We start from the raw sequence: 23716 nt of genomic DNA on the forward strand, positions 1-23716 counted from the left end.
ACTCCATTATTTACTGCCAATAGATTGGTTGCAATAACGAAGCATGGATATTACTTCAAAAGACTCAAAAAATGGTACACTCTCAGCATTATAAATCGCTTGGTATTCCCAATGACTGAATTAATCGATCTCGACACTACTATAGATACGGCTTACGACATCTTCTTAGAGATGGCCCCTGATAACTTAGAGGCTGCGGACGTCATCCTTTTTACCGCGCAGTTCGAAGATCGCGGTGCTGCAGAGCTTGTTGAAACAGCGAGTGATTGGGCGCAACACGTAGGATTTGAAGTAGACGATACATTTGCTGAAGTCCGCATTGGACTGGTCAATGAAGCTGATGACCAGTTGGATGACGTGTTTGCTCGACTTTTAGTGAGTCGTGATGCTGACAATAAGTTTTGTCACATTCTTTGGAAACGAGATTAACCTCACTTCCAACTAATCGGTATTGGTTACCGAACGCAAAAACTAAAAAGGCGTCTTACTAGACGCCTTTTTTCATTTCGAGTATTGCTCAGTTACGCTTTACGCTTTTTTTGCGGTGCGCGTTTTTTAGCGCTTCGGTTACCACTTCGAGTTGTTGTAACACGCTCTTCATGGCGTTTTACTGCGCGACGGATCTTTTGCTTACGAGAGCGATCGCGAGAACGTGAACTTCCCTTCGGATCAACAAAAGTATTCTTCTCGTGACCCAGTTCAACAAGTTCACGTAAGTAGTTAACCTGCTTAAGGTCAAGCTCCATCCAACCGCCACGTGGCAAGGTTTTTTCTAAGAAAATGTCACCGTAACGAACACGCTTTAGGCGAGATACTGTCGTCTCTTGAGATTCCCATAAACGTCTTACTTCACGGTTACGACCTTCGTTAATCACAACGTAAAACGTGTGATTCATGCCTTCTCCGCCGGTGTACACCACGTCTTCAAAACGTGCCATACCATCTTCAAGCTCTACACCTTGGGTTAGGTTGCGAACTTTGTGTTCGTTCACTTCACCAAATACACGTACTAGGTATTCACGTTCAACTTGACGGCTAGGGTGCATAAGGCGGTTGGCGAGTTCACCGTCGGTGGTAAATAACAGCAATCCAGAGGTGTTGGCATCGAGTCGACCTACCGAAATCCAGCGAGCACCACGAATTTTTGGCAAGCGATCAAATACTGTTCTACGACCTTCTGGGTCGTTACGCGTACAGAGTTCACCTTCAGGTTTGTAATAAGCGAGAACACGACAAACTACTTCTTCTTCGACCTTAATAGACACATTGTGTCCATCAATACGCACAATGGCGCTGTCGTCTTCTAGTCGTTCGCCCAGTTTAGCCACTTGACCATTAACACTCACTCGACCCTGACGGATCAAAGATTCCAGTTCACGGCGTGAGCCATGTCCAGCACGTGCCAATACTTTTTGCAGTTTTTCGCTCATTGTTTTCCTCGGTGTCGTCTTCACAGACGTCAAAATTTAGGTGTAATTGCCGCACAGTGTCTTATTGACCTCAAAAATGCGGCTCGCGATTATGCCAAAAATCTTCGTCAATAGCACTCTTTTTCGCTACTCAAAAGGTGCTGGGTCACCGGCACCTATACGGGCAACTTTTACTTCATCATCACTAAAGTCGATGACCGTTGTAGGCTGTTCACCCAAATAGCCACCGTTCAGTATGAGGTCAACAGCGTGCTCAAGGCGGTCACGAATGTCTTCTGGATCCGACTCCGCAACATCACTTCCTGGCAAAATCAGACTGGTCGACATCATTGGTTCACCCAGCGCTTCTAGCAAATCCAAAGCGATGCGATTATCAGGAACACGAATACCGATGGTTTTACGTTTGGCATTCATGAGCCTGCGTGGAACCTCTTTTGTCCCCTTAAAAATAAAGGTGAATGGCCCAGGAGTGTTGTTTTTAAGCAGACGAAACGCAGTGTTATCGACTCGCGCATACAATGACAACTCAGAAAGGTCGCGACACAGGAGTGTAAAGTTGTGTTTGTCATCGAGTTTACGAATGCGGCAAATGCGCTCTAATGCAGATTTGTTTTCTAATTGGCAACCTAATGCGTAACCAGAATCTGTTGGATAGACAACCACACCACCATTTCGAATGATCGCAACCGCTTGAGTAATTAAACGGGCTTGAGGATTATCTGGGTGTACATAAAAAAACTGACTCATGAAAATTCCTTTAAACGCGCTTTGCCGCGTATTACGCAGCAAAGAATCTTATTGTTACCCCCGCGGCATCATTGTGGGGGGCTAAGTATATAGCACCATGATAACGGTTATCCGTCTGTAGGCCACAGTGCAACGGCTTCCCACACAGGTGTTACACCTGAAGGCAGCCATAAATTTCGTCCTAACTCAGTCCAAGGCGACGGGTAGTGAAAGTCTGAGCCTTGAGAGGCTAATAGATTGTATTGTATAGCATAATCAGCAAGATTGCGTCGCTCTTGCTGACTTTGTTGCGGCAAAGCGATTTCCATGGCATCTCCGCCCGCCTCACTGAATGCTAACAGCAAGCGCTTTATCCACTTAGCCGTCAATTTATAACGACCTGGATGGGCCAATACTGCCACCCCACCCGATGCGTGAATTGCATCTATTGCAGTTTTCATGTCGCACCACATTGGTGGTACATAACCAGGGTTATTGCGAGTCAGAAACTTCTTAAACACTTGCTGCATCGTTTTTGCGTATCCGTTATCCACCAGCCATTTCGCAAAGTGAGAGCGAGTCACTGGCGCTCTACCAGCAATGGCTTGTACTTCAGATAGCAACTGTACTTCGCACATAGGCTCGGCGAACGACTTAGCTAATCGCTGCGCCATAATCTCTGCACGGGTTGAACGGGTGTTCGCTTGTAACTGTATTAATGCACTCATTTCTGGGTGATGAGTATCTATGCCGAGACCCACGATATGAATATCTTTGTTCTGCCACAGTGTAGACACTTCAATACCACTGACTAAGGTCAAATCAAGGTTATTGCTCTCAATAAACGCTTGGGCTTCAATTGACCCGGCTACAGTATCGTGATCAGTGATCGCCAATACACTGATGTCAAAATCCAAAGCGCGCTGAACCAACTCGGCCGGTGTGGATCGGCCGTCGGATGCGGTGGTATGACTGTGGAGATCGATTTTCATAATAATGCTTGACTTTACCTGCTCGTACTAGTTAACTAGTACACATAAATTGACAGTGGAAATTGAGATGCTATTAGACAAGCTAATCCCGCAACACGCAAGCAACAATGATGCTATGAGCACTATTGCAACTGCTAGTGTTGTCTCAATTTCTTGGTGGCGCGCAACTTGACCTTGCGAGCTTCTGTAGACTAATTGTCCAATTTCATTGAAAGCTCGCAGTTTGCGAGCTTTTTTGTTTTGTTTCGCCTCAAATGTTTAGATACTGACGGCAAAGATTGAAAGGTCCAGCGTGGTAACGCTGGCTAAAGACCCAATAGGATGTGTTATGAGTTCAGCACCTTACTTCGATGTAATAAAGCAAGACCTGCCCTATTTCGAAGACCCGACGCAACTGTTTAACAGTTTGTGTCACGACAAAAGCTGCAGTTTATTATTGGAATCGGCTGAGATCGACTCAAAGCAAAACTTAAAAAGCTTATTGCTCGTCGACGCTGCGCTACGCATTGAATGTTTTGGGCACCAAGTTCGCTTTGAAATTCTGACCCCAAATGGGCAAGCCGCGATCAAAGCCGTTTTGCCGCTGTTTGAGCAGTCGATCATTGAATATACAGAGTACCATTTACTGGTTGAACTGCCTCACACTCAAAATCACCTAGATGAAGACAGTCGCTTAAAGCAGCAGTCGATTTTTGATGCGTTGCGTAGCTTTCAAACCGTTTATGGTGAAAAGGCAACACAAGAATTGGATCTGTTTGTAGGCGGTCTATTTGCTTACGATGTCGTGGCCAACTTTGAGCCACTCGGCGATGCGAAACAAGTCAACCAGTGCCCAGACTATGTGTTCTACTTAGCAGAGAAACTGGTGGTGATTGATCATCAAAAGCAGCAATGCGTGATCCAAGGGAGTGTATTTGCTTCTAGCTATGCCGATACCCTCAAGCAGGACATTGTTGCACTCACCGAGGTGTGTAAGCAGCTTGAACCGCTGCCTAAACCCATCGAAGTTAAAGGCGCTCAAGTCTCGACAAACATTAGCGACCAAGCGTTTTGCGACATCGTCACTGATTTGAAGCGTTATGTGGTAAGCGGTGACATATTCCAAGTAGTGCCGTCTCGTAAATTTACCCTGCCCTGCCCGTCGCCACTGGCAGCGTACAAAGAACTTAAGCGCAGCAACCCAAGCCCTTACATGTTCTACATGCAAGACAAGGAGTTCACGTTATTTGGTGCGTCGCCAGAAAGTGCTCTGAAGTACTGCCGCGACTCTAACCAAATCGAAATCTATCCGATTGCTGGTACACGCCGCAGAGGAAAAAATAGCGACGGAACCATCAATTTTGATTTGGACAGTCGTATTGAGTTAGAACTGCGCAGTGACAAAAAAGAGAATGCCGAGCATATGATGCTGGTTGATCTCGCGCGCAATGACGTTGCACGCATCGCTGAGCCAGGCAGCCGCTATGTTGCCGATCTTTTACAAGTCGACCGTTACAGCCATGTAATGCACCTAGTATCGAGAGTTGTGGGTCAACTTAGACATGATCTTGATGCGCTGCACGCCTATCAAGCCTGCATGAACATGGGCACACTAACAGGCGCCCCAAAAATTCGTGCTATGCAGTTAATTCGTCAAGTGGAAAAAGAGCGTCGTGGCAGTTACGGCGGAGCAGTCGGCTACTTAACGGGTCGTGGTGACTTAGACACCTGTATCGTCATTCGTTCCGCCTATGTCGAAGACGGTGTCGCGCAAGTTCAAGCCGGTGCTGGAGTTGTTTTTGACTCTGACCCTCAATCGGAAGCTGAAGAAACAACAGGCAAGGCTCAAGCTGTCGTATCAGCCATTGCCGCTGCCCATAATTATTAAGGAGTCCATTGTGGCGAACATTCTATTTATCGACAATTTCGACTCTTTTACCTACAACCTAGTGGATGAGTTTAGAAACTTAGGCCATCGGGTAACTATTTATCGCAACAATGTCTCTGCTAGCGATATTGTTAAACAGCTCGATGCACTAGACGATGCGGTGTTGGTGCTTTCGCCTGGCCCTGGCGCGCCTTCAGACGCAGGCTGTATGCCCGAGCTCATTCAACAAGTCAAAGGCCGAACTCCGATCATTGGTATATGCCTAGGACATCAAGCGATTGTCGAAGCGTATGGCGGCACCGTGGCCGGCGCCGGAGATATTGTTCATGGCAAGGTCGCGATGATGACCCACAACGACCACCCAGTGTACCAAGGCCTGCCTTCTCCATTTGCCATTGCGCGTTATCACTCGCTGGTCGCCACTCATGTCAGCGACGAGCTGGTGGTTAACGCAGAAGTGGACGGTTTGGTGATGTCAGTGGTGCACGAAAATCACAAAGTTTGTGGATTTCAATTTCACCCTGAGTCTATTATGACAACCTATGGACAAACTCTATTGGCTAACGCTATCGAATGGGCGCTTCAACCTATTGACAATGCCGACGTTAGCACATCAAAGATTTAAGGATACTCAATGCACAAGATCATCGACAAATTATATCAACAGCAATCCCTAAGCCAAAAAGAGAGCGAGTCTTTGTTTGATACCATCATCAAAGGGGACTTAGACCCTATTTTGATGTCGGCTGCACTCACTGCGTTAAAAATTAAAGGTGAAACGCCCGACGAAATCGCCGGAGCAGCAAAAGCGCTGTTAGCGAATGCTGCGCCCTTCCCTCGCCCAGACTATGATTTCGCCGACATTGTGGGCACAGGTGGCGACGGTGCCAACACCATCAACATTTCTACCACAGCGGCATTTGTCGCAGCGGCGTGCGGGTTAAAAGTAGCAAAACACGGCAATCGAGGCGTTTCCAGCAAATCAGGCTCGTCGGATCTTCTAGACTCGTTTGGCATTAACTTAGCAATGAGCGCAGAAGATACGCGCAAAGCGGTGGATGACATCGGCGTGGCCTTCTTGTTTGCCCCTCAGTATCACGGTGGTGTGAAACACGCGATGCCTGTTCGTCAAACTATGAAAACCCGTACTATTTTCAACATTTTAGGCCCGCTGATTAACCCAGCACGTCCTAACATTGAATTGATGGGTGTGTACAGTGAAGAGCTCGTTGCCCCTATTGCTGAAACCATGCTTCAAATGGACATGAAACGCGCAGCCGTTGTTCACGGCAGTGGATTGGATGAAGTCGCCATACACGGCAGCACGACGGTGGCCGAAATCAACGACGGCAAAATCACTCATTACACGCTCACCCCAGCCGACTTTGGCCTAGAGAGCTATCCACTTGAAGCAATCAAAGGCGGCACTCCAGAAGAAAACCGCACCATCATCACCGACATGCTAACGGGCAAAGGCACGCCAGCTCAACTTGGCGCTGTTGCGGTCAATGTCGCATTGCTTATGAAATTATTTGGCCATGAAGATTTAAAAGCCAATGCCGCATTGGCAATTGAAGCGATGAACTCAGGAAAAGCGTACCAGCTTGTCCAAGCACTGGCGGAGCGAGGCTAACATGAGCGCAGTATCTCAATCGCAACGCGATATGGCGAAAGTCTTAGCGACCATCGTCGACGACAAGTACCTTTGGGTCGCAGACCGCAAAAAGCAGCAGCCTGTTGAAAGCTTTAAAGATGAACTGACGCCATCTGATCGTTCGTTCTACGACGCCCTTTCGGGTAGCAGCACAAAATTCATTCTAGAGTGTAAAAAGGCCTCACCATCGAAAGGGCTGATCCGCGACGATTTTAATTTGGACTACATTGCATCCGTATACGCTGACCATGCAACAGCAATATCGGTGCTAACCGATGAAAAATACTTCCAAGGCAGTTTCGACTTTTTACCTCAAGTTAAGGCGAAAACGACCCAGCCCATTCTATGTAAAGACTTCATGGTCGACAGCTATCAGGTTTACTTAGCCAGACACTATCAGGCCGATGCAATATTGCTGATGCTGTCAGTAGTGACAGATCAAGAATATCGCGATATCGCTGAGGTTGCGCATAGCTTGAATATGGGCGTTCTCACCGAAGTGAGCAATGAAGAAGAGTTAGAGCGGGCCATTGCACTGGAGGCAAAAGTCATCGGTATTAATAACCGAAACTTGCGCGATCTATCCATCGATCTTAATAGAACCAAAGCCCTTGCACCAAGTATTCCCGATGACCGAATCGTTATTTCAGAGTCCGGTATCTACAACAATCAGCAAGTGCGCGACCTGGCAAGTGTTGCCAACGGGTTCCTTATTGGTAGCTCTTTAATGGCCGAAGACGACTTGGACCGAGCGGTACGAAAAGTCACTCAAGGCGAGCACAAAGTGTGCGGCTTGACCTCACCTGAGGATGCGAGCAAGGCTCATACGAGTGGCGCGGTATTTGGCGGGCTTATTTTCGTAGAAAAGTCCCCGCGCTACGTCTCTTTTGAGCAAGCACGCATCGTTATGAGTGGTGCACCGCTACACTTTGTGGGTGTATTCCAAAATCACGACGCGAGCAGCGTCGTTCAGTATGCAACAGAGTTAGGCCTTCATGCCGCACAATTGCATGGCAACGAAAGCCAGCAATACATCACGGAACTTAGACAAGCATTGCCAGAGCACTGTGAAATTTGGAAAGCCTATGGGGTAAGTGATGCCCTACCAACGCTGATCCCAAGCGACGTCGACAGGCATTTACTCGACGCAAAAGTTGGCGAGCAATCTGGTGGCACAGGACAACAATTTGACTGGTCAATGTTAACCAATAAGAGCGTTATGCTGGCCGGTGGAATCAATCCAGATAACGCAAAACAAGCAGCATCACTCGGCTGTATTGGACTTGATCTCAACTCTGGTGTCGAAAGCGCACCAGGTAAAAAAGATTTGCAAAAATTAACCGCTGCATTTGCAGCCATCAAAGATTTTTAAGGAAGTAAACATGGCTAAATTAGACGCCTATTTTGGGGAATACGGTGGACAGTTTGTCCCACAGCTCCTCGTTCCTGCTTTGGAGCAGCTCGAGCAAGCGTTTATTGATGCACAAGCGGATCCTGAGTTTCAAAAAGAGTTTATCGAGCTCTTAGAAGAATACGCAGGTCGCCCAACGGCGCTTACCCTAACACGCAATATCACCAAAGGCACAAAAACCAAGCTTTACCTTAAACGTGAAGATTTGCTTCACGGTGGGGCGCACAAAACCAATCAGGTTTTGGGTCAAGCATTGCTTGCTAAGCGCATGGGTAAACACGAGATCATCGCAGAGACTGGCGCAGGACAACACGGTGTGGCTACGGCATTAGCTTGTGCGCTATTAGGGCTAAAATGTCGCGTCTACATGGGCGCTAAAGATGTAGAACGTCAAAGCCCTAACGTATTTCGCATGCGTTTGATGGGTGCAGAAGTGATCCCTGTGCATTCTGGCGCCTCTACGTTAAAAGACGCCTGTAATGAGGCAATGCGTGATTGGTCTGGCAGCTACGAAACCGCACATTACCTATTAGGCACCGCAGCCGGCCCACACCCATTCCCAACCATCGTACGTGAATTTCAAAAAATGATTGGTGAAGAAACCAAAGCTCAGATCCTAGAGCGAGAAGGCCGACTTCCTGATGCGGTGATCGCGTGTGTTGGTGGTGGTTCTAATGCCATTGGTATGTTTGCTGACTTTATTGATGAGAAAGAAGTAAAACTGATTGGTGTTGAACCTGCTGGACTTGGCATCGATACCGATCAACATGGTGCGCCACTGAAACACGGCAAGACCGGTATTTTCTTTGGTATGAAAGCCCCGTTGATGCAAGATCCACATGGTCAAGTTGAAGAGTCGTATTCTGTATCTGCGGGCTTGGACTTCCCATCTGTAGGTCCACAGCATGCGCACCTTAATGCGACTGGACGCGCAACCTACGAATCAGCTACCGATGATGAAGCGCTAGAAGCGTTCCAGATATTAGCTCGTAACGAGGGAATCATCCCTGCGCTCGAGTCATCGCATGCACTTGCCTACGCGCTTAAAGTGGCGCAGGAGAACCCTGACAAAGAGCAGCTGATTGTGGTGAACCTCTCAGGTCGCGGCGACAAAGATATATTTACAGTTCAAGATATACTCGATAAAAAAGGAGCGCTGTAATGGCCAGATATTCGACTCTATTTGCAGCTCTCGAGGCGAAAAATGAGGGTGCGTTTGTTCCCTTCGTAACCATCGGTGATCCAACACCTGAGTTGTCACTTGAGATCATTAAAACCTTAGTTGACTCTGGCGCGGACGCGCTAGAGCTTGGGTTTCCGTTTTCAGATCCCCTTGCTGACGGCCCTACAATCCAAGGTGCTAACATCCGCGCGTTAAACTCTAGTACTACGCCAGACACCTGCTTTGACATCATCAGTCAGATACGCTCGCTATATCCTGATGTTCCGGTGGGTTTATTGGTTTATGCAAACCTTGTCTACGCCAATGGATTAGATACCTTCTATGAAAAGTGTGCCAAGGCAGGAGTAGATTCGGTGTTAATTGCCGACGTTCCAACCAATGAAAGTGATGACTTTAACCAAGCCGCCAGCAAAGCCGGTATAGAGCCTATCTTTATCGCGCCACCAACTGCTAGTGACGACACACTGCAACAGGTAGCTGAGCTCGGTTCTGGATACACCTACTTATTGTCGCGCGCTGGTGTTACCGGTGCTGAAACCAAAGCCAATATGCCAGTCAGTGATATGATCACACGCCTTGCTAAATTTGATGCGCCACCACCACTACTGGGGTTTGGCATTTCAGAGCCTTCGCAAGTCCAGCAAGCTATTTCAGCAGGGGCCGCCGGGGCAATTTCCGGCTCAGCTGTAGTCAAAATCATTGAAAACAACCAAGATGATAAAGCTAAGGTGTTGTCGGAGCTATCGAGTTTCGTGACGGCAATGAAAGCCGCAACTATAAAGTAGATTGACTCTACCGCAGTTACCAAAAAGCCAGTTCATTACGAACTGGCTTTTTATTGTGTATCTAACACTTCATTATTTGTAGATTACATGAAGCAACCCAAGTGACGAGTCTTACCGCTAAATCTTAAATCTTAAATCGATTAACGATTTCATTCAGATTTTGGGCCATTTGGCTTAGATGCTCAGATGACTGCCCCATTTGATAGGTCGCCTCTTGAGAATCTCGCGCTTCTGAGGCCACACTCTGAGTATTTGCACTGATGTGTGTTAGCTGCTCTTGCTGGCTTGAGGTCGCCTCCGCTACGTCGGTAGTGATTACTCTGAGCTCTTCAATTGCTGTATTGACTGAGCTTAACGCTTCACCACAGTTTTGAGCAATTGTCATACCCTCTTCCGTTTGAGTTCTACATTCAGACATCACGTCTACGGTCGATGCAACTTCGCTTTGGAGCTGCATGATAATATCTTGAATGCTACCTGTAGATTCTTGCGTGCGCGATGCGAGAGTTCTTACCTCGTCAGCAACCACGGCAAAACCACGGCCCTGCTCACCAGCTCGTGCTGCCTCGATAGCGGCATTAAGGGCTAACAAGTTCGTTTGTTCGGCAATTTGCTTAATCACATCTAAAATCTCGCCAATTTCGTTCGACGAGTGTGCCAGTTTTTCTGCGTGATTCGATGCAACATCAACGCGATCGGCGATGCGCTCGATCACTGTAACATTCTGCTTAACTTGCATAGAGGCTTCATCAACAACCAAGCTGGTTGCACCCGTCATATCTAAGGCATCGTTTGTCGAACTTGATATCGACGTAGCGCTAACGTTTACTTCTTCAATACTGGTTGCCGAAGCGGTCGTTTGCTCAAGTTGGTTGTTTACACCACCTTTAATCTGCACCGTGACGGTCGCAAGCTCTTCAGCCTGTGACGCTAAAGAATCCGTACTGCCGCGAATGTGACCGACAATCTCTTTTAACTCTTGCGTCATGGTGTTAAACGCGTTGCCTAATTGCGCAATTTCATCGGTGCCTTGAACGGGAACCTGAATGGTTAAATCTCTATCCGACGCTACTTTCGCAACGCTTAATTGCATCGCTTGCAAAGGTTCGATGATGTTGCGCGCAATGAGAGCACCCATTAACACCAATAAACCGATCACAACAACGGACAATATGGTTTTCTCTATTAGCAGCTCGCTGAATGACTCTTCGATATCCGACATATACACACCGGTGCCAATCGACCAGTTCCAAGAGGCAAAGGGTTTAACGAAAGTGAGTTTCTCTTCTTGAGCGGTCGATCCAGGAATTGGCCAGTCGTAAGTTGCAAAGTCTCCCCCGCGTCGTGCCGCAGCTGTAATTTCTGTAAACGCGTACGTAATGTGCGCCTGACTGCTGCGAAGCATGTTTTGGCCGTTAAGGTTTGGTGATGTTGGGTGTACCACCATATCCCCGTTTAGCGTATTCACGAAGAAGTAGCCATTGCCCGCATAACGAGTTTGATTAACAAATTCAATCGCCAGAGCTTGCGCTTCTTCTGCACTAATTTGTCCCTGTTGCGCGCGCTTTTCTAGTAAAGAAAATTGGGTCAGAGCGACATCGACTAACGACTCAGCCGCGAGCTTTCGCTCAATTATCGCTTCTTCTTTGAGGGAGTAAACCCCCATTATTTGGGTAAACAATATGAGCATGCCTGAAAAGGCAATTAAACTTCGAAGCTTTGTTGCCACACTCAGCCTGCTTAGATAATTGTGCATGTGAACATCCTTTTGACGTTGTAATTTAAAGTCGAATTTGTATCTTTATGTAACGATTAATTACTCATCGGCCGTTGCATCGGTGACTTGAGGTAAAAATGAAGATTTACTCTATTTAATTCCTAGTTGCTGGTTTATTCGCTAAGTTGTCGATATATAAGTCATTTTCATTAGCAATTGCTAAAGTTACAGCCTCAAATTAAGCGTATAAATATAGCTCTGCAGAGTCTGTTAGTGTTTAGCTACTACTTTCCCCGTTCCTACAAAATGGTTCGACGCAGTGATTTGCGAGTTAGGTTGGACTGATTCTCAATCCTTGTTAGACTGGGGTTAACCCTCTATATTGCAGTTTTATGATGAAACAGCTGATTGACTTTTTACCCCTTGTGATATTTTTCGTACTGTATAAGTTTTTTGACATATACGTTGCGACAGGGGCTTTGATCGCCGCGACCGCAGTGCAAGTGGTGATCACTTACCTTATTTATAAAAAAGTCGAAAAAATGCAATGGGTTACCCTAGTGATGATTGCTGTGTTTGGCGGCATGACACTGGCTTTACAAGATGATAATTTCATCAAATGGAAAGTGACCATTGTTTATGCCCTTTTCGCCGGTGCGCTAGTTGTATCCGACTGGATGGGAAAACCATTAATCAAAGGCATGCTAGTCAAAGAAATTGACTTACCAGACAACGTCTGGAAACGAATTAGCTGGATGTGGGTAGGCTTTTTTATCGCTGCAGCGCTTCTCAATATCTATATCGCCTTTCAGTTACCTTTAGACGTTTGGGTTAACTTTAAAGTATTTGGGTTACTGATTGGGACACTGCTGTTTACGCTCATTACTGGGGCGTACATATACAAACATTTACCAAAGGAAGAATCAGAAGAATAATGGAACAGGTATCGACCAAGTCACCCAACGGTGAGATGCTACTCAGAACGTTAGCCATGCCCGCCGACACCAACGCCAATGGCGATATTTTTGGTGGTTGGATAATGTCTCAGCTCGATTTAGCAGGGGGCATGCTCGCCAAAGAAATTTCCGGTGGCCGCATTGCCACGGTATCAGTTTCAAGTATGACCTTTAAACGTCCTGTTTCTGTGGGCGCGGTCGTATGTTGTCACGGTAAATGCGCTAAAATAGGTCGAACTTCTATGTCTATTGACTTAGAAGTGTGGGTAAGGCCTGTAAGCAATGCAGGAATGGGTGAGCGTTACATGGTTTGTGACGCCACATTCAATTACGTCGCCATTGATGATGACGGCCGTCCAAGACCCATTAACCCAGATTAACGCCTAACTAAGAATAAGGAATGACTTATGTGGTACGTCATCTTTGCAACCGATGTAGAAAATTCATTGCCGCTTCGCCAGTCAGTACGCCCTGAACATTTATCTCGACTGGAAGCGCTTCGCAACCAAGGGCGTTTGCTTACTGCAGGTCCAATGCCAGCATTAGATACTGAAGACCCAGGTGAAGCAGGATTTACGGGCTCAACTGTGATAGCGGAGTTCGACTCGTTAGAACACGCTCAGCAATGGGCAAACTCGGATCCTTACATCGAAGCTGGCGTGTATAGCAATGTGATCGTCAAACCTTTTAAGAAGGTGCTCTAGTGACCAGCGTCTTCCGGTTCGTAGGGCGTACGTTGCTCGTTGCCGCCGCGATAGTCAGCGTAGGCTGTTCTTCTCAAATGGAGCAGCAACGTGAACTCGAATTACTTGCTGATCGTAGAGCCGAAATACTCTCTTCTGGTCTTCCAGTCAGTTATGGTTCGCTGTCTATTGTTCGTGCTCAAGCCAAGCAAAATCGAGTTATTTTGGAGATGCTTTACGCTGACGATTCGACGCTGTCCGCACAGGCGCTATATCAACAAGCCGAAAAGTATTACTGCAGCAACAGTGAGATACAAACAACGTTGAAGCAAGGGTTAGTGTATGAAATTCGCATTCGCAACAGCCGTGGTCAACTGACCGTAAACGAGCTAATTAGCGAAAGCACCTGCAACCCTAGTGCCCCAGGCTCCTAGCTATCAGACGTAAATAAGGCTCTAGTTCTATTCGTCTAGAGCCTGTATATCGCTTTCCACAGCTCAACATTTAAAAAAATGACAAACGGTGAAAGAAAGTGCTAGAAAGCACGGTCTGTTAACAGACCAATCAATCTTGGAAAGGAAACCATGAAAAAAACTCTACTCATTGCTGGATTGTCGCTGGCAATCTCAACCGCAGCCTCAGCTACAAATCCAGACGTTAACGACTGGGATGCTGTCATTGAACAAGCCCAAAACCAAACAGTATACTTTCACGCATGGGGCGGCAGCCAAGAGATCAATAACTACTTAAAATGGGCTGACCAACAACTACAATCTCAATATAACGTGACGCTAAAGCACGTGAAAGTCGCCGACATTGCAGAAACAGGCGCAAAATTATTGGCAGAAAAAGCGGCGAACAACCACTCGGGCGGCTCTGTAGACATGGTATGGATCAACGGCGAAAACTTTAAGTCGATGAAAAACAACCAACTGCTGTTTGGTCCTTTTGCACCTTCATTGCCGAATTGGCAACATGTAAACCTCGATCTTCCAGTAGACAGCGACTTTTCTGAACCAACACTCGGTTTAGAAGCACCCTGGGGTGTTGGGCAACTGGTGTTTATTCATGATCAACAAACACTCAATAACCCACCTCAGACTTATACCGAACTACTTAGTTACGCAAAAGCATTCCCTGGAAAAATTAGCTACCCTAAGCCACCAGAGTTTCATGGCTCCAGCTTCCTTAAGGCCGTGCTTATTGAACTAACCAATAACGATCCACAGTTGCAACAACCGGTTGATGAACAAACGTTTGACGCGTTTACAGCACCTTTATGGAGCTATCTAGACGAGCTTCACCCAAATAGTTGGCGTGCAGGTAAACAATTTCCATCAGGCACAGCGCAAACACTACAACTGCTTGATGATGGTGAGCTAGACCTTGCCATTTCGTTTAACCCTAATGCGGTATTTTCGGCGCAAGAAAACGGTACACTCGCAGAAAGCACCGCGTCATATGCAATGCAATCTGGCGCACTGTCTAACATTCATTTTATGGCGATCCCATGGAATGCCCAGTCTAAGGCTGGTGCTTTAGTGGCAATCAACTTCTTATTGAGCCCAGAAGCACAATCACGAAAAGGCGATCTGTCGATTTGGGGTGACCCGTCGGTATTGAAGCAATCTGTACTGACTGGTAGTGCGGCTAAAACCAAGCTGCATAAATCGGTACCTGAGCCACACCCAAGCTGGCAAACCGCTCTCGAGCAAGCGTGGTTAAAGCGCTACAATCAATAATAACGGATAAAGATGTACCGAACACTTGGATGGCTCATTGCCTCGCTTTCAATTTTACCGCTGATCCCCGGAATATTTGGCGTCATTGCATCGGCATTAGGTTATATGCCGATGCTTGGCCTCAATCACGTCGGGATCGACTATTGGAACATGGTTTGGCAATGGCCCGGTGTCGAGCGTTCTCTCAGTATTACTATAGTGACGGCAACTGTCTCCACGGTACTGTCGGTCTATTTCTGTTTTTCAATACTACATCGCAGTTGGGACAGTCATCGCATGACGTCCCTGTTGCGATGGTTAAGTCCAATGTTGGCATTTCCTCATGTGGGCTTTGCTATCGGGTTTGCGCTGCTTTGGGCGCCAACCGGCTTTATTGCTCGAATAATCGAGCCACTATTTAGCGATAGTCCGTTCTTTGAGTGGTTCGTTAAAGACCCTTATGGCATTGGACTCATCTTTATATTGATCTTGAAAGAAACACCCTTTCTACTGTTAATGAGTCTCTCTGTACTGTCACAAATACCCTACGCCAAGCTACTTCCTGTTGCGTCGGGGTTGGGTTACTCCAAGTCACAATTTTGGTGGAAAGTGATCTTACCGATCTGGCTGCCAAAAATGCGTTTTGCGATTTTTTCTGTGTTGGCATACGGCATTAGTGTCGTTGACGTCGCATTGATCATTGGTCCAACACAACCCACGTCGTTTGCGGTGCTTGTGTGGCAATGGTTTAACGAGCCGCAATTAGAGTTACTTCCACGCGCCGCGTCAGGGGCAGTGGTGCTTGCCGTCGTCACGCTGTTATCGTTAACAGCGTACTGGCTACTAGAAAAAGCGCTGCTCAATCGATGGAACTCGTGGCAGTTTTCTGGCAAAAAAGCACTGTGGACCGTCGGCAATACACCTTACCGGTTCATACAGATCATGTATCTGTTTATCATTCCCCTACTGGTAGTATGGAGCGTGGCAAAACGTTGGCGCTTTCCTGACATCATGCCCACGAGTTGGTCGTGGCAGTTTTGGCAAAACGAATGGCATAGTCTTTCGACCACACTCTGGGACTCCACACTGCTTGCGTTCATCACCGCCGCCGTGGCAACAGTGTTGACTGCGACATTACTCCAACTGCAGTCTAAAGGACGCTTCAAACTGCCACTCATCGTGATTTTGATCCCACTGGTCATTCCGCAGTTGTCGTTATTGTTTGGATTGCAGATAACGGCGTTAGTCATCGCACCTGATAACCATCTTTTTTGGGTCATTTGGGCTCACCTGTTTTTTGCCCTACCTTATGTCTATTTATCACTAAAAGGGCCGTGGTTGGCCTATGAAGAGCGATATAGCCAGGTGAGCTTGAGCCTTGGTAAAAGCCCTCTGTACACCTTTATTGCCGTTAAGTGTCGCTTACTCGCACCGCCTCTGCTGTTTGCTTGGGCAATTGGAGCAAGCGTAAGCCTTGCTCAGTATTTGCCGACACTGATGCTCGGTGGGGGGCGCATTACCACGATCACCACTGAAGCCGTAGCGCTAACCAGTGGTAGTGACCGACGCATTATGGCTATATACGGTCTTTGGCAGACGTTATTGCCTTTAATATTTTACTCCATCGCGATGCTCGCCAGCGTCTGGCTCAATAAAAGCGCATCAAAACGGGCCGTTAGCACACGCCATTCAACTTTAACTTCTCAACAACAGCGAGCGTCTGATGACACTTTCAATACAGTCCCTACAAATAAATCCTAAAAATGGGGAGCCACTCTTTGATCCTATAAGCTTTTCTGTTGAACCCGGAGAAGTGTTTAGTTTAATGGGGCCAAGTGGGTGTGGTAAATCAACGCTGTTGAAAGTCATTTCCGGCCATTTGCATCCTGATTTCACCTATACAGGTCATATCAGTTTAGATAACACTCAGCTGTGTGATTTAGAGCCGCATCTTCGCCACGTAGGAATGCTCTTCCAAGAAGATCTGCTGTTTCCACATTTGAACATTTGGCAAAACCTCGCCTTCGCGTTACCTAACTCTGTAAAAGGAAAAGACCGCCGCCAAGCCGCGATCGCTGCGCTGTCTGAAATAGGACTGGAGCACTTAGCTGAGTCCTCTGCAGATCAGGTTTCGGGTGGGCAGCGCTCGCGTCTATCACTGCTGCGCTGTTTAATGGCTAAGCCCCGTGCACTATTGCTGGATGAACCTTTTAGTAAACTGGATAAGCATTTAAGAGACGAGTTTCGCCAATGGGTATTTGGGCAAATACGCACGCATCAACTTCCAGCGATCATGGTCACCCACGATATTGAAGATGTTCCAGACGCACAGCGTCTCATTAAGTTAGGAGTGCAAGATGCTAGATAAGTACGCAATTGCTGTTATTAAAAAACCGCTTAATGTTATCGGTCATCATCTTCATCAGAAAGGAATTACAGCGAATCAAGTGACCTTAGCGGGCTTTGCACTGGGTGCGGTTGCGTTACCATTGCTCGCAACGGAACACTATCTTTTGGCATTAGTGTTTATCTTGATTAACAGGATATTTGATGGGATTGATGGTGCAGTTGCAAGGCAAACAGGCATTAGTGACTCTGGAGGTTTTTTAGACATCAGTCTAGATTTCTTATTTTATTCAAGTATCCCACTTGGGTTTGTACTCGCAAGTCCTGAAAACAATGCGATCGCTGGGGCCGTGCTGATCTTTGCGTTTGTGGGCACCGGTACTAGCTTTTTATCATTTGCGATCATGGCGAGTCGCTACAAGCTCGCCAATCCGGTGTATCAAAATAAATCGCTGTATTACATGAGCGGGTTAACCGAAGGCACCGAGACCATAAGCTGCTTTATTCTTATGTGCTTGTTGCCCCACCATTTCGCACTCATCGCGGCGGTATTTGCATTAATGTGCTTTTTCACCACGATGACGCGAATCTGGTACGGCTACCACACCATAAAACACGCTGAGTCGGTTTAGAGTAGTAGCGAATCATCAATGGCTGTGTAGTGAGTACACTGCTCAATAAGGGATTGCGCCGATAGTGCACGAACGCTATACACGTCCACCGTTTTGCCATAATGCTCTTGCACACGCTTAGCCAGTAGATCAAAGTCACCGTCACCAGAGACCAAAATGATCTTATCAACTTGCTGAGTAATGGTGCTCTCTAATACATCAATGGTGATACCGACGTCCCAGTCGCCTTTAGCGCTGCCATCCGAGCGTTGAATAAAAGGTTTAAGTTTTACATTAAAACCAATCCCTCTCAAGATATGGTGAAACTGACGCTGCTTTGGATTTGAACTAGCGATGGCGTAAGCATTGGCCTCAACAATATTGAACTCCTTACTTACGGTTCGCCAAAATGCGTTGTAATCGAAGTGCCGTCCGAATGCATCACGTGTCGTGTAATACACATTTTGTACATCTACAAATATTGCTACGTTTTGCATACTTACCTCTGGGTGTTCCAATTTAGGATTTCCTGCTAAATATCAGCGATTTCAAACTCGCTTCTTCATCGATATCGGCAAATTCTACTGGGTTGTCAAGGCGCGACTCAAAAACGAATTCTGCCGCGTGTTCAGCCATTGCATCAATTAAAAACTGGCTGGTCACCGCGGGCGAATTAACACATGCCAGCACTTTAGCATCTGCTGTCGTGAGTGACTCCAGACGACGCAATATTTTTTGGTAATCGCTCGTTAGTGCAAAGCTGCCTTTTTGAAAAGAAGGAGGATCGATGATCACTAAATCATATGGGCCTGACTTCTTAATTTTTCCCCACGACTTAAAAATGTCATGACCAAAAAACTTTACCCGCTCTAAGGGGTGTTGGTTCAAACGGTGATTATCGCGTCCTGTGGACAAAGCACCTTTCGCCATGTCGACATTAACAACAAGGTCGGCCCCTCCTTCCATTGCGGCAACGGAAAACCCGCAGGTATAAGCAAACAAATTCAGGACTCGCTGACCTTTTGACTGGGCTTGTACCCATTTCCGTCCGTTTTTCATATCAAAAAACAACCCGCTATTTTGGTTCTTTCCTAGCGTCAGCTGATAATTTAAGCCATTTTCAACAAAAACGGGGTGCAGGTTGACGTCACCGGCCAAACATTCCATCTGCGGCGCTCCAGAATAACGATACTGTAAAAGTAACGCAGAGACGTCGTATCGTTCACTCCATAACGTTGTATAACGCTCGAGTAATGCCTGCTTGAGAAGGTCTAAATCAGACTGCTCTTCAGGCTTAAAAAGGGACACCACCATTTGGTCGGCTATTAGGTCCACGGTAATCTGTTCTAACCCAGCATGTGTGCGGCCTCGCCCATGGAAAAGACGGCGGTGATGCTGAGCTTCTTGCGCTAATGCCTTATCAATTATGTCGATAAGAAGATTAAGAGAAGGAGTAGTCATAAAAGTCTCATTAAACAGTTAAAAACTCACTTATTAAAGCGAGCAGGTAGCTTTGGCCAATTAAGCGTTTCAGGAGACTGCCACTGCGATAGTGCCACTTTCACCTCCGGCGCATGCCAAAGCTCCCCCATGTTCTCGGCTTCGCAAGGGTTGCACTCGAACTGCCAATCTTCACCTAGATACGAGAAGTGCAATTGAAAAGCATGCAGATAGCCTCTGTCGACATTGCCTGCGGTATTTGGTTGATAGATAGCATCACCACAAATGGCCGAACCCAAGGAATTAAGCGCAACGCGAATTTGATGGGTTTTCCCCGTATAGGGTTTACAAATGAACAGCCTACGCCCTTGACCGGCGCTGGTTGAAAAAAACTGGGTAACGGCAGGATCCAGTGTTGTTTTTAACAACTTCCAAGCACTGCGTCTCGATTTTTGCATATCACCACAAATAAGCCCCTGCTTTTTCTTCGGCTTACTGTCGCTGATCGCAACATAGTATTTGTTGATTTGTCGTGAGGAGAAAAGTTGAGCCAGTGCCGCACACGCTACACTCGATGTCGCCAACAGTAGCAAACCAGAGGTCATCTTATCTAAACGGTGCACTAGAAATAGCTTTTCTATCTGTAAGGTTCGCTCAACATAGTCAATGAAGGCGTGCTCGTTGTCATCTTTATGAACACTCACACCGGGGTGTTTGTTGACCACGACAAAGTCAGGGTGTTGATGGATCAATGTAAACATAATCTTTTCTGTCGCGCTGTAAATGCCATTTGGCAGCACACTATATAAAAAAAGCGGAGATGCATACAGCATCTCCGCTTCACTATTTTACTCTCTGAGAGTAATTACAGCTTTTTCGAAACCAAAGCAATAACCGCAATGATTGCAATACCTAACAGCATGATAGGGCCTTGACCGCTCTCAAAACCACCGCTGATACCCATGTAAGCCACAATCGCAACTGCAAATGGGATAACAAACTTAACGAGGTTGTACCATAGACCAAATAGTGGGAACGATACTTCACCGTCGTTAGTGATCTCTTTTTCAAGGTCACTACGGCTCATACGCCAGCCAGCAAAGATACAGATAAACATACCACCAACCGCTAGGAATACTTTATCGGTTAGCAAGTCAAACACATCAAATGCACCAGTGCCAAAAATTGTTGGACCTAGACCGCCAAGCGATAGCGATGCAAAGATACACATAATAGCCATGATAGTACTTGCGCCAAACACCGCAGTTTTACGTGAAAGGCCTTTTTCATCAATGAGGTAAGAAACCACAACTTCTAGAAGTGATACTGATGAAGTCAGTGCCGCTACCGTTAGACCAATGAAGAACATCAGCGCAAACAGCATACCAATTGTGCCGCCCATTTCAGCAAATAGCTGAGGTACAACTACAAACACAAGGCCAGGGCCTGCAGCAGGTTCAATCGCGAATGCAAACATTGCAGGGAACATAGCCACACCAGCAAGAATCGCAACCGCTGTATCCATAGATACAACCATCGCAGTAGTCTGTACTAGGTTCTCTTTCTTCTTAAGGTAAGAGCCGTAAGTGATCATCGCACCCATACCAAGGCTTAGCGAGAAGAACGCTTGACCAAGAGCTGCAAGTACCACTGAACTGTCTACTTTAGAGAAGTCTGGTTTGAATAGGAATTCTAGACCTGCTGTCGCGCCAGGAAGAGAAATACCCTTCACTGCAACCACGATTAGGATCAAGAATAATAGTGGCATAAGAACCTTACCGGCCTTTTCAATACCACCAGAGATACCTTTAATCACCACCGCAATGTTAAGAGCGATGTAGATACCCATCCAAATAAGAGGTTGAACAGGGTTAGATATAAAGCCGCCAAAGCTGTCGCCGATCGCTTCAGGTGTGTTGAGCAATCCGCCGCCTACTTTAAAGATGTATGCTAGCGACCAGCCACCTACTACAGGGTAGAAACCCATAATCAGGAAGCCACTTAGCACGCCCATAAAGCCAACAAACGTCCAACGTTTATCCGTTGATTTGAACGAACCAACTGCACTGCGCTGAGTTTTACGACCAATCGCAAACTCTGTCAGCATCACGCTAAAGCCGATAAAAATAACAAACAGTAGGTAAATCATGAGGAATGCACCACCACCGCTTTGACCAGCGGTGTATGGGAACTTCCAAATGTTACCCAAGCCAACAGCAGAACCAGCTGCTGCCATTACGAATCCAAGTCTGGAACCCCAATTATCACGTGGGGTAGAAGGTGTAGTAGCCACTATAACTCCAAAAATATTGTTGTGTATTGCAATGTGTCATGGGCGTCCAAAAGAGGGTGTAAATTTTGATTTACACTTCATAAAATTTGTATCGACGCTCAATAGGTGCAAGTAAAACAGTTTCGAATTAAAATTGAAAGCGGCAATGGTATATATTGCCGCGCAAGCTCAAATTTTCGACAGATCGTGTTGAAATTTTCATCTTAGCTCATTTTTTGAGCCACCAATTAACATTCCGAAACAATATTTGACAAGTTTTTCACTTTGGCTCACTTCTGAGTCAAGATTCTGATCAAAACAGTCTGCTTTTCCGCTCATTTGCCATTAGAATCTGAAAAAGCGAACAACGACAAAAGCTTATCAATGGAAGAATTTTACCGAGTACTCACATTAACCGGAATCGGCCTATATTGGGTACTTGTTGCGGGTGTCACCTTAAGAGTGGTCATAAAACGACGATCTGTCAGTGTCTCAATGGCTTGGCTGATGATCATCTATATTCTTCCCGTCTTTGGGGTGATCATGTACTTCCTTATTGGTGAACTGAACCTAGGACGTAAACGAGGTGAGCGTGCCGACCAGATGTTCGAAGCCTATCGAGGATGGTTCAACCAACTGCACGATTGCGCCGCTCACGTCCCCGATAAAATGCCGACCCAGATCGCCCATATCGACCACCTCTGTACTAACCGCATGGACATACCCGCATTAGGGTTCAATACGCTTTCGCTGCTTACAACGCCCAAAGGCATCTTAGATGCCATCGTCGACGATATCGATAATGCTCAAGAGCACGTGCGAATGGAGTTTTATATCTGGCACCCTGGCGGCTTAGCCGACAATGTCGGACGCGCGCTAATGAATGCTGCCCAACGCGGCGTCATAGTTGAAGTGCTGCTCGATTCTGCTGGCAGTGTCTCGTTTTTCCGAAGTGACTGGCCAAAGCGTTTAAAGCTATCTGGAGTAAACGTCGTACAAGCGCTACAAGTAAATCCTTTGCGTGCTTTTTTACGACGCCTTGACCTACGCTTACATCGAAAAATCATCGCCATTGACGACACCATTGCTTATACCGGTTCAATGAACTTGGTTGACCCGAGTTGCTTTAAACAAAGCGCAGGTGTGGGTGAATGGGTCGATATTATGATCCGCGTTAAAGGCCCAGCGGTAAATGTTCTTGCTGCTATACATGCATGGGACTGGGAAGTAGAAACCGGAATACAGTCTTTACCTTCTCACCCTGAATGCCACATTGAGACACTCGAAGAGTTACACCCAATACAAGTGGTGCCATCAGGCCCCGGAATGCCACACAATCTTATCCAACAAGTGCTCGGCATTGCGATCAGTCGAGCGGATAAGAGTGTCACCATCACCACACCCTACTTTGTTCCGAGCGAAGAGTTACTCGAAGTCCTACGTACAGTGGCTCAACGTGGTGTTAAGGTAAAACTGATCATTCCTCAAAAAAATGACTCCATTATGGTTCAGTGGGCCAGTCGCGCCTATTACGCCGAATTGTTGTCGGCAGGTGTCGAGATTTACGAGTTTCATGGGGGACTATTGCATACTAAGTCGGTTGTCATCGACGATACCTATTGCTTAGTGGGCACTGTTAACCTCGATATGCGCAGTCTTTGGTTAAATTTTGAAGTCACATTGGTGGTTGACGATAAAGCCTTCACCGAAGAGATGGTTTGGCTGCAACGTCAATACATCGACCAATCTCACCGTCTCGATAAAGCCGCTTGGTCTAACCGTAGCCTAACCCATCGATTCTTAGAGCGCGCATTCTTCTTGTTCAGTCCCCTGCTCTAGTTAACGCTCTCACGCAAAAAGCACTTGCCAAACCCTGCTACCTCATGGTTTAAATGAAGCATCAACATTTTGCAGGGAAGTCT

The 23716-nt window shown here is 46.7% G+C and carries 24 protein-coding genes; 16 read left to right on the plus strand and 8 right to left on the minus strand.

Annotation, left to right across the window (positions count from 1 at the left end):
* Window positions 1-111 precede the first annotated feature (111 nt).
* Window positions 112-429 carry an HI1450 family dsDNA-mimic protein gene (locus JQC93_RS18915; RefSeq protein ID WP_205159899.1) on the plus strand — a complete coding sequence of 106 codons (318 nt, stop codon included), beginning with the start codon at window positions 112-114 and terminating at the stop codon, window positions 427-429.
* Window positions 430-521: 92 nt separating this feature from the next.
* On the opposite strand, the gene rluB is transcribed toward JQC93_RS18915, so the two are convergent.
* From rluB to rnm, 3 genes are all read right to left on the minus strand, one after another.
* Window positions 522-1430, minus strand: a complete 909-nt coding sequence (rluB, locus tag JQC93_RS18920) for a 23S rRNA pseudouridine(2605) synthase RluB (protein ID WP_084885577.1) — start codon at window positions 1428-1430, stop codon at window positions 522-524.
* 126 nt (window positions 1431-1556) lie between these two features.
* Window positions 1557-2177, minus strand: coding sequence for an L-threonylcarbamoyladenylate synthase (locus JQC93_RS18925; protein ID WP_205159900.1), 621 nt, complete (start codon window positions 2175-2177; stop codon window positions 1557-1559).
* A 107-nt stretch (window positions 2178-2284) separates the two neighbouring features.
* The gene (gene rnm / locus JQC93_RS18930) at window positions 2285-3148 is read right to left on the minus strand and encodes an RNase RNM (RefSeq protein WP_205159901.1); all 864 of its coding nucleotides are present in this window, start codon (window positions 3146-3148) and stop codon (window positions 2285-2287) included.
* Window positions 3149-3476: 328 nt separating this feature from the next.
* Between rnm and JQC93_RS18935 the strand changes: the two genes are divergently transcribed.
* Genes JQC93_RS18935 through trpA form a run of 6 tightly spaced genes read left to right on the plus strand, consistent with a single transcriptional unit; the run spans window position 3477 to window position 10048 of the window.
* Window positions 3477-5015: an anthranilate synthase component 1 gene (locus JQC93_RS18935; RefSeq protein WP_205159902.1), complete on the plus strand. Its 1539-nt coding sequence runs from the start codon at window positions 3477-3479 to the stop codon at window positions 5013-5015.
* A 10-nt stretch (window positions 5016-5025) separates the two neighbouring features.
* Window positions 5026-5640, plus strand: a complete 615-nt coding sequence (locus tag JQC93_RS18940; protein ID WP_205159903.1) for an aminodeoxychorismate/anthranilate synthase component II — start codon at window positions 5026-5028, stop codon at window positions 5638-5640.
* 9 nt (window positions 5641-5649) lie between these two features.
* Entirely contained in the window at window positions 5650-6648 is a 999-nt protein-coding gene (trpD, locus tag JQC93_RS18945) for an anthranilate phosphoribosyltransferase (RefSeq protein ID WP_205159904.1), read from the plus strand.
* 1 nt (window position 6649) lies between these two features.
* Window positions 6650-8041 (plus strand): bifunctional indole-3-glycerol-phosphate synthase TrpC/phosphoribosylanthranilate isomerase TrpF, encoded by a 1392-nt coding sequence (gene trpCF, locus JQC93_RS18950; protein WP_205159905.1) that lies wholly within the window; start codon window positions 6650-6652, stop codon window positions 8039-8041.
* Between the two features lie 10 nt (window positions 8042-8051).
* Window positions 8052-9242 (plus strand): tryptophan synthase subunit beta, encoded by a 1191-nt coding sequence (trpB, locus tag JQC93_RS18955; RefSeq protein ID WP_205159906.1) that lies wholly within the window; start codon window positions 8052-8054, stop codon window positions 9240-9242.
* Complete coding sequence (trpA, locus tag JQC93_RS18960; protein WP_205159907.1) at window positions 9242-10048, plus strand: tryptophan synthase subunit alpha; 807 nt, start codon at window positions 9242-9244, stop codon at window positions 10046-10048. Before trpB ends, trpA begins: the two co-directional genes overlap by 1 nt.
* 124 nt (window positions 10049-10172) lie before the next feature.
* On the opposite strand, the gene JQC93_RS18965 is transcribed toward trpA, so the two are convergent.
* Window positions 10173-11804 (minus strand): methyl-accepting chemotaxis protein, encoded by a 1632-nt coding sequence (locus JQC93_RS18965; protein ID WP_205159908.1) that lies wholly within the window; start codon window positions 11802-11804, stop codon window positions 10173-10175.
* Between the two features lie 356 nt (window positions 11805-12160).
* Between JQC93_RS18965 and JQC93_RS18970 the strand changes: the two genes are divergently transcribed.
* The 8 genes from JQC93_RS18970 (at window position 12161) to JQC93_RS19005 (ending at window position 18103) form a co-directional block, all read left to right on the plus strand.
* Window positions 12161-12700, plus strand: a complete 540-nt coding sequence (locus tag JQC93_RS18970) for a septation protein A (protein ID WP_205159909.1) — start codon at window positions 12161-12163, stop codon at window positions 12698-12700.
* The gene (yciA, locus tag JQC93_RS18975) at window positions 12700-13101 is read left to right on the plus strand and encodes an acyl-CoA thioester hydrolase YciA (RefSeq protein WP_205159910.1); all 402 of its coding nucleotides are present in this window, start codon (window positions 12700-12702) and stop codon (window positions 13099-13101) included. The genes JQC93_RS18970 and yciA overlap by 1 nt, the downstream gene beginning before the upstream one ends.
* Before the next feature lie 27 nt (window positions 13102-13128).
* Window positions 13129-13425, plus strand: a complete 297-nt coding sequence (locus tag JQC93_RS18980) for a YciI family protein (protein WP_205159911.1) — start codon at window positions 13129-13131, stop codon at window positions 13423-13425.
* Window positions 13425-13838 (plus strand): type II secretion system pilot lipoprotein GspS-beta, encoded by a 414-nt coding sequence (gene gspS2 / locus JQC93_RS18985; protein WP_205159912.1) that lies wholly within the window; start codon window positions 13425-13427, stop codon window positions 13836-13838. Before JQC93_RS18980 ends, gspS2 begins: the two co-directional genes overlap by 1 nt.
* A gap of 150 nt (window positions 13839-13988) precedes the next feature.
* Window positions 13989-15146 (plus strand): ABC transporter substrate-binding protein, encoded by a 1158-nt coding sequence (locus JQC93_RS18990; RefSeq protein ID WP_205159913.1) that lies wholly within the window; start codon window positions 13989-13991, stop codon window positions 15144-15146.
* A gap of 12 nt (window positions 15147-15158) precedes the next feature.
* Entirely contained in the window at window positions 15159-16886 is a 1728-nt protein-coding gene (locus JQC93_RS18995; RefSeq protein WP_205159914.1) for an ABC transporter permease, read from the plus strand.
* Window positions 16849-17493, plus strand: coding sequence for an ATP-binding cassette domain-containing protein (locus tag JQC93_RS19000; RefSeq protein ID WP_205159915.1), 645 nt, complete (start codon window positions 16849-16851; stop codon window positions 17491-17493). The genes JQC93_RS18995 and JQC93_RS19000 overlap by 38 nt, the downstream gene beginning before the upstream one ends.
* On the plus strand, window positions 17483-18103 hold the full coding sequence (locus JQC93_RS19005) for a CDP-alcohol phosphatidyltransferase family protein (protein ID WP_205159916.1): 621 nt from the start codon (window positions 17483-17485) through the stop codon (window positions 18101-18103). Before JQC93_RS19000 ends, JQC93_RS19005 begins: the two co-directional genes overlap by 11 nt.
* Here JQC93_RS19005 and JQC93_RS19010 read toward each other — a convergent pair.
* The 4 genes from JQC93_RS19010 to JQC93_RS19025 form a co-directional block, all read right to left on the minus strand.
* Window positions 18100-18579, minus strand: coding sequence for an NYN domain-containing protein (locus JQC93_RS19010; RefSeq protein WP_205159917.1), 480 nt, complete (start codon window positions 18577-18579; stop codon window positions 18100-18102). The two genes, JQC93_RS19005 and JQC93_RS19010, sit on opposite strands and share 4 nt — an antisense overlap.
* A 22-nt stretch (window positions 18580-18601) precedes the next feature.
* A complete protein-coding gene (locus JQC93_RS19015) occupies window positions 18602-19543 on the minus strand; it encodes a class I SAM-dependent methyltransferase (RefSeq protein WP_205159918.1) in 942 nt (313 codons plus the stop codon).
* 26 nt (window positions 19544-19569) lie between these two features.
* On the minus strand, window positions 19570-20283 hold the full coding sequence (locus JQC93_RS19020; RefSeq protein ID WP_205159919.1) for a TIGR01621 family pseudouridine synthase: 714 nt from the start codon (window positions 20281-20283) through the stop codon (window positions 19570-19572).
* Between the two features lie 104 nt (window positions 20284-20387).
* Entirely contained in the window at window positions 20388-21818 is a 1431-nt protein-coding gene (locus tag JQC93_RS19025) for a sodium-dependent transporter (RefSeq protein WP_408068619.1), read from the minus strand.
* Between the two features lie 360 nt (window positions 21819-22178).
* On the opposite strand from JQC93_RS19025, the gene cls reads away from it, so the two are divergent.
* Entirely contained in the window at window positions 22179-23633 is a 1455-nt protein-coding gene (cls, locus tag JQC93_RS19030; RefSeq protein ID WP_205159921.1) for a cardiolipin synthase, read from the plus strand.
* Window positions 23634-23716 lie beyond the last annotated feature (83 nt).

The organism is Vibrio ulleungensis, assembly GCF_016900875.1.
Taxonomy (GTDB): Bacteria; Pseudomonadota; Gammaproteobacteria; order Enterobacterales; family Vibrionaceae; genus Vibrio; species Vibrio ulleungensis.

What these genes read in the sequence shown, in the direction of transcription:
- JQC93_RS18915 (WP_205159899.1), top strand. Translation starts at nt 112, where the DNA reads ATGACTGAATTAATCGATCTCGACACTACTATAGATACGGCTTACGAC.
- rluB (WP_084885577.1), bottom strand. Translation starts at nt 1,430, where the DNA reads ATGAGCGAAAAACTGCAAAAAGTATTGGCACGTGCTGGACATGGCTCA.
- JQC93_RS18925 (WP_205159900.1), bottom strand. Translation starts at nt 2,177, where the DNA reads ATGAGTCAGTTTTTTTATGTACACCCAGATAATCCTCAAGCCCGTTTA.
- rnm (WP_205159901.1), bottom strand. Translation starts at nt 3,148, where the DNA reads ATGAAAATCGATCTCCACAGTCATACCACCGCATCCGACGGCCGATCC.
- JQC93_RS18935 (WP_205159902.1), top strand. Translation starts at nt 3,477, where the DNA reads ATGAGTTCAGCACCTTACTTCGATGTAATAAAGCAAGACCTGCCCTAT.
- trpD (WP_205159904.1), top strand. Translation starts at nt 5,650, where the DNA reads ATGCACAAGATCATCGACAAATTATATCAACAGCAATCCCTAAGCCAA.
- trpCF (WP_205159905.1), top strand. Translation starts at nt 6,650, where the DNA reads ATGAGCGCAGTATCTCAATCGCAACGCGATATGGCGAAAGTCTTAGCG.
- trpB (WP_205159906.1), top strand. Translation starts at nt 8,052, where the DNA reads ATGGCTAAATTAGACGCCTATTTTGGGGAATACGGTGGACAGTTTGTC.
- trpA (WP_205159907.1), top strand. Translation starts at nt 9,242, where the DNA reads ATGGCCAGATATTCGACTCTATTTGCAGCTCTCGAGGCGAAAAATGAG.
- JQC93_RS18965 (WP_205159908.1), bottom strand. Translation starts at nt 11,804, where the DNA reads ATGCACAATTATCTAAGCAGGCTGAGTGTGGCAACAAAGCTTCGAAGT.
- JQC93_RS18970 (WP_205159909.1), top strand. Translation starts at nt 12,161, where the DNA reads ATGAAACAGCTGATTGACTTTTTACCCCTTGTGATATTTTTCGTACTG.
- yciA (WP_205159910.1), top strand. Translation starts at nt 12,700, where the DNA reads ATGGAACAGGTATCGACCAAGTCACCCAACGGTGAGATGCTACTCAGA.
- JQC93_RS18980 (WP_205159911.1), top strand. Translation starts at nt 13,129, where the DNA reads ATGTGGTACGTCATCTTTGCAACCGATGTAGAAAATTCATTGCCGCTT.
- JQC93_RS18990 (WP_205159913.1), top strand. Translation starts at nt 13,989, where the DNA reads ATGAAAAAAACTCTACTCATTGCTGGATTGTCGCTGGCAATCTCAACC.
- JQC93_RS18995 (WP_205159914.1), top strand. Translation starts at nt 15,159, where the DNA reads ATGTACCGAACACTTGGATGGCTCATTGCCTCGCTTTCAATTTTACCG.
- JQC93_RS19000 (WP_205159915.1), top strand. Translation starts at nt 16,849, where the DNA reads ATGACACTTTCAATACAGTCCCTACAAATAAATCCTAAAAATGGGGAG.
- JQC93_RS19005 (WP_205159916.1), top strand. Translation starts at nt 17,483, where the DNA reads ATGCTAGATAAGTACGCAATTGCTGTTATTAAAAAACCGCTTAATGTT.
- JQC93_RS19010 (WP_205159917.1), bottom strand. Translation starts at nt 18,579, where the DNA reads ATGCAAAACGTAGCAATATTTGTAGATGTACAAAATGTGTATTACACG.
- JQC93_RS19015 (WP_205159918.1), bottom strand. Translation starts at nt 19,543, where the DNA reads ATGACTACTCCTTCTCTTAATCTTCTTATCGACATAATTGATAAGGCA.
- JQC93_RS19020 (WP_205159919.1), bottom strand. Translation starts at nt 20,283, where the DNA reads ATGTTTACATTGATCCATCAACACCCTGACTTTGTCGTGGTCAACAAA.
- cls (WP_205159921.1), top strand. Translation starts at nt 22,179, where the DNA reads ATGGAAGAATTTTACCGAGTACTCACATTAACCGGAATCGGCCTATAT.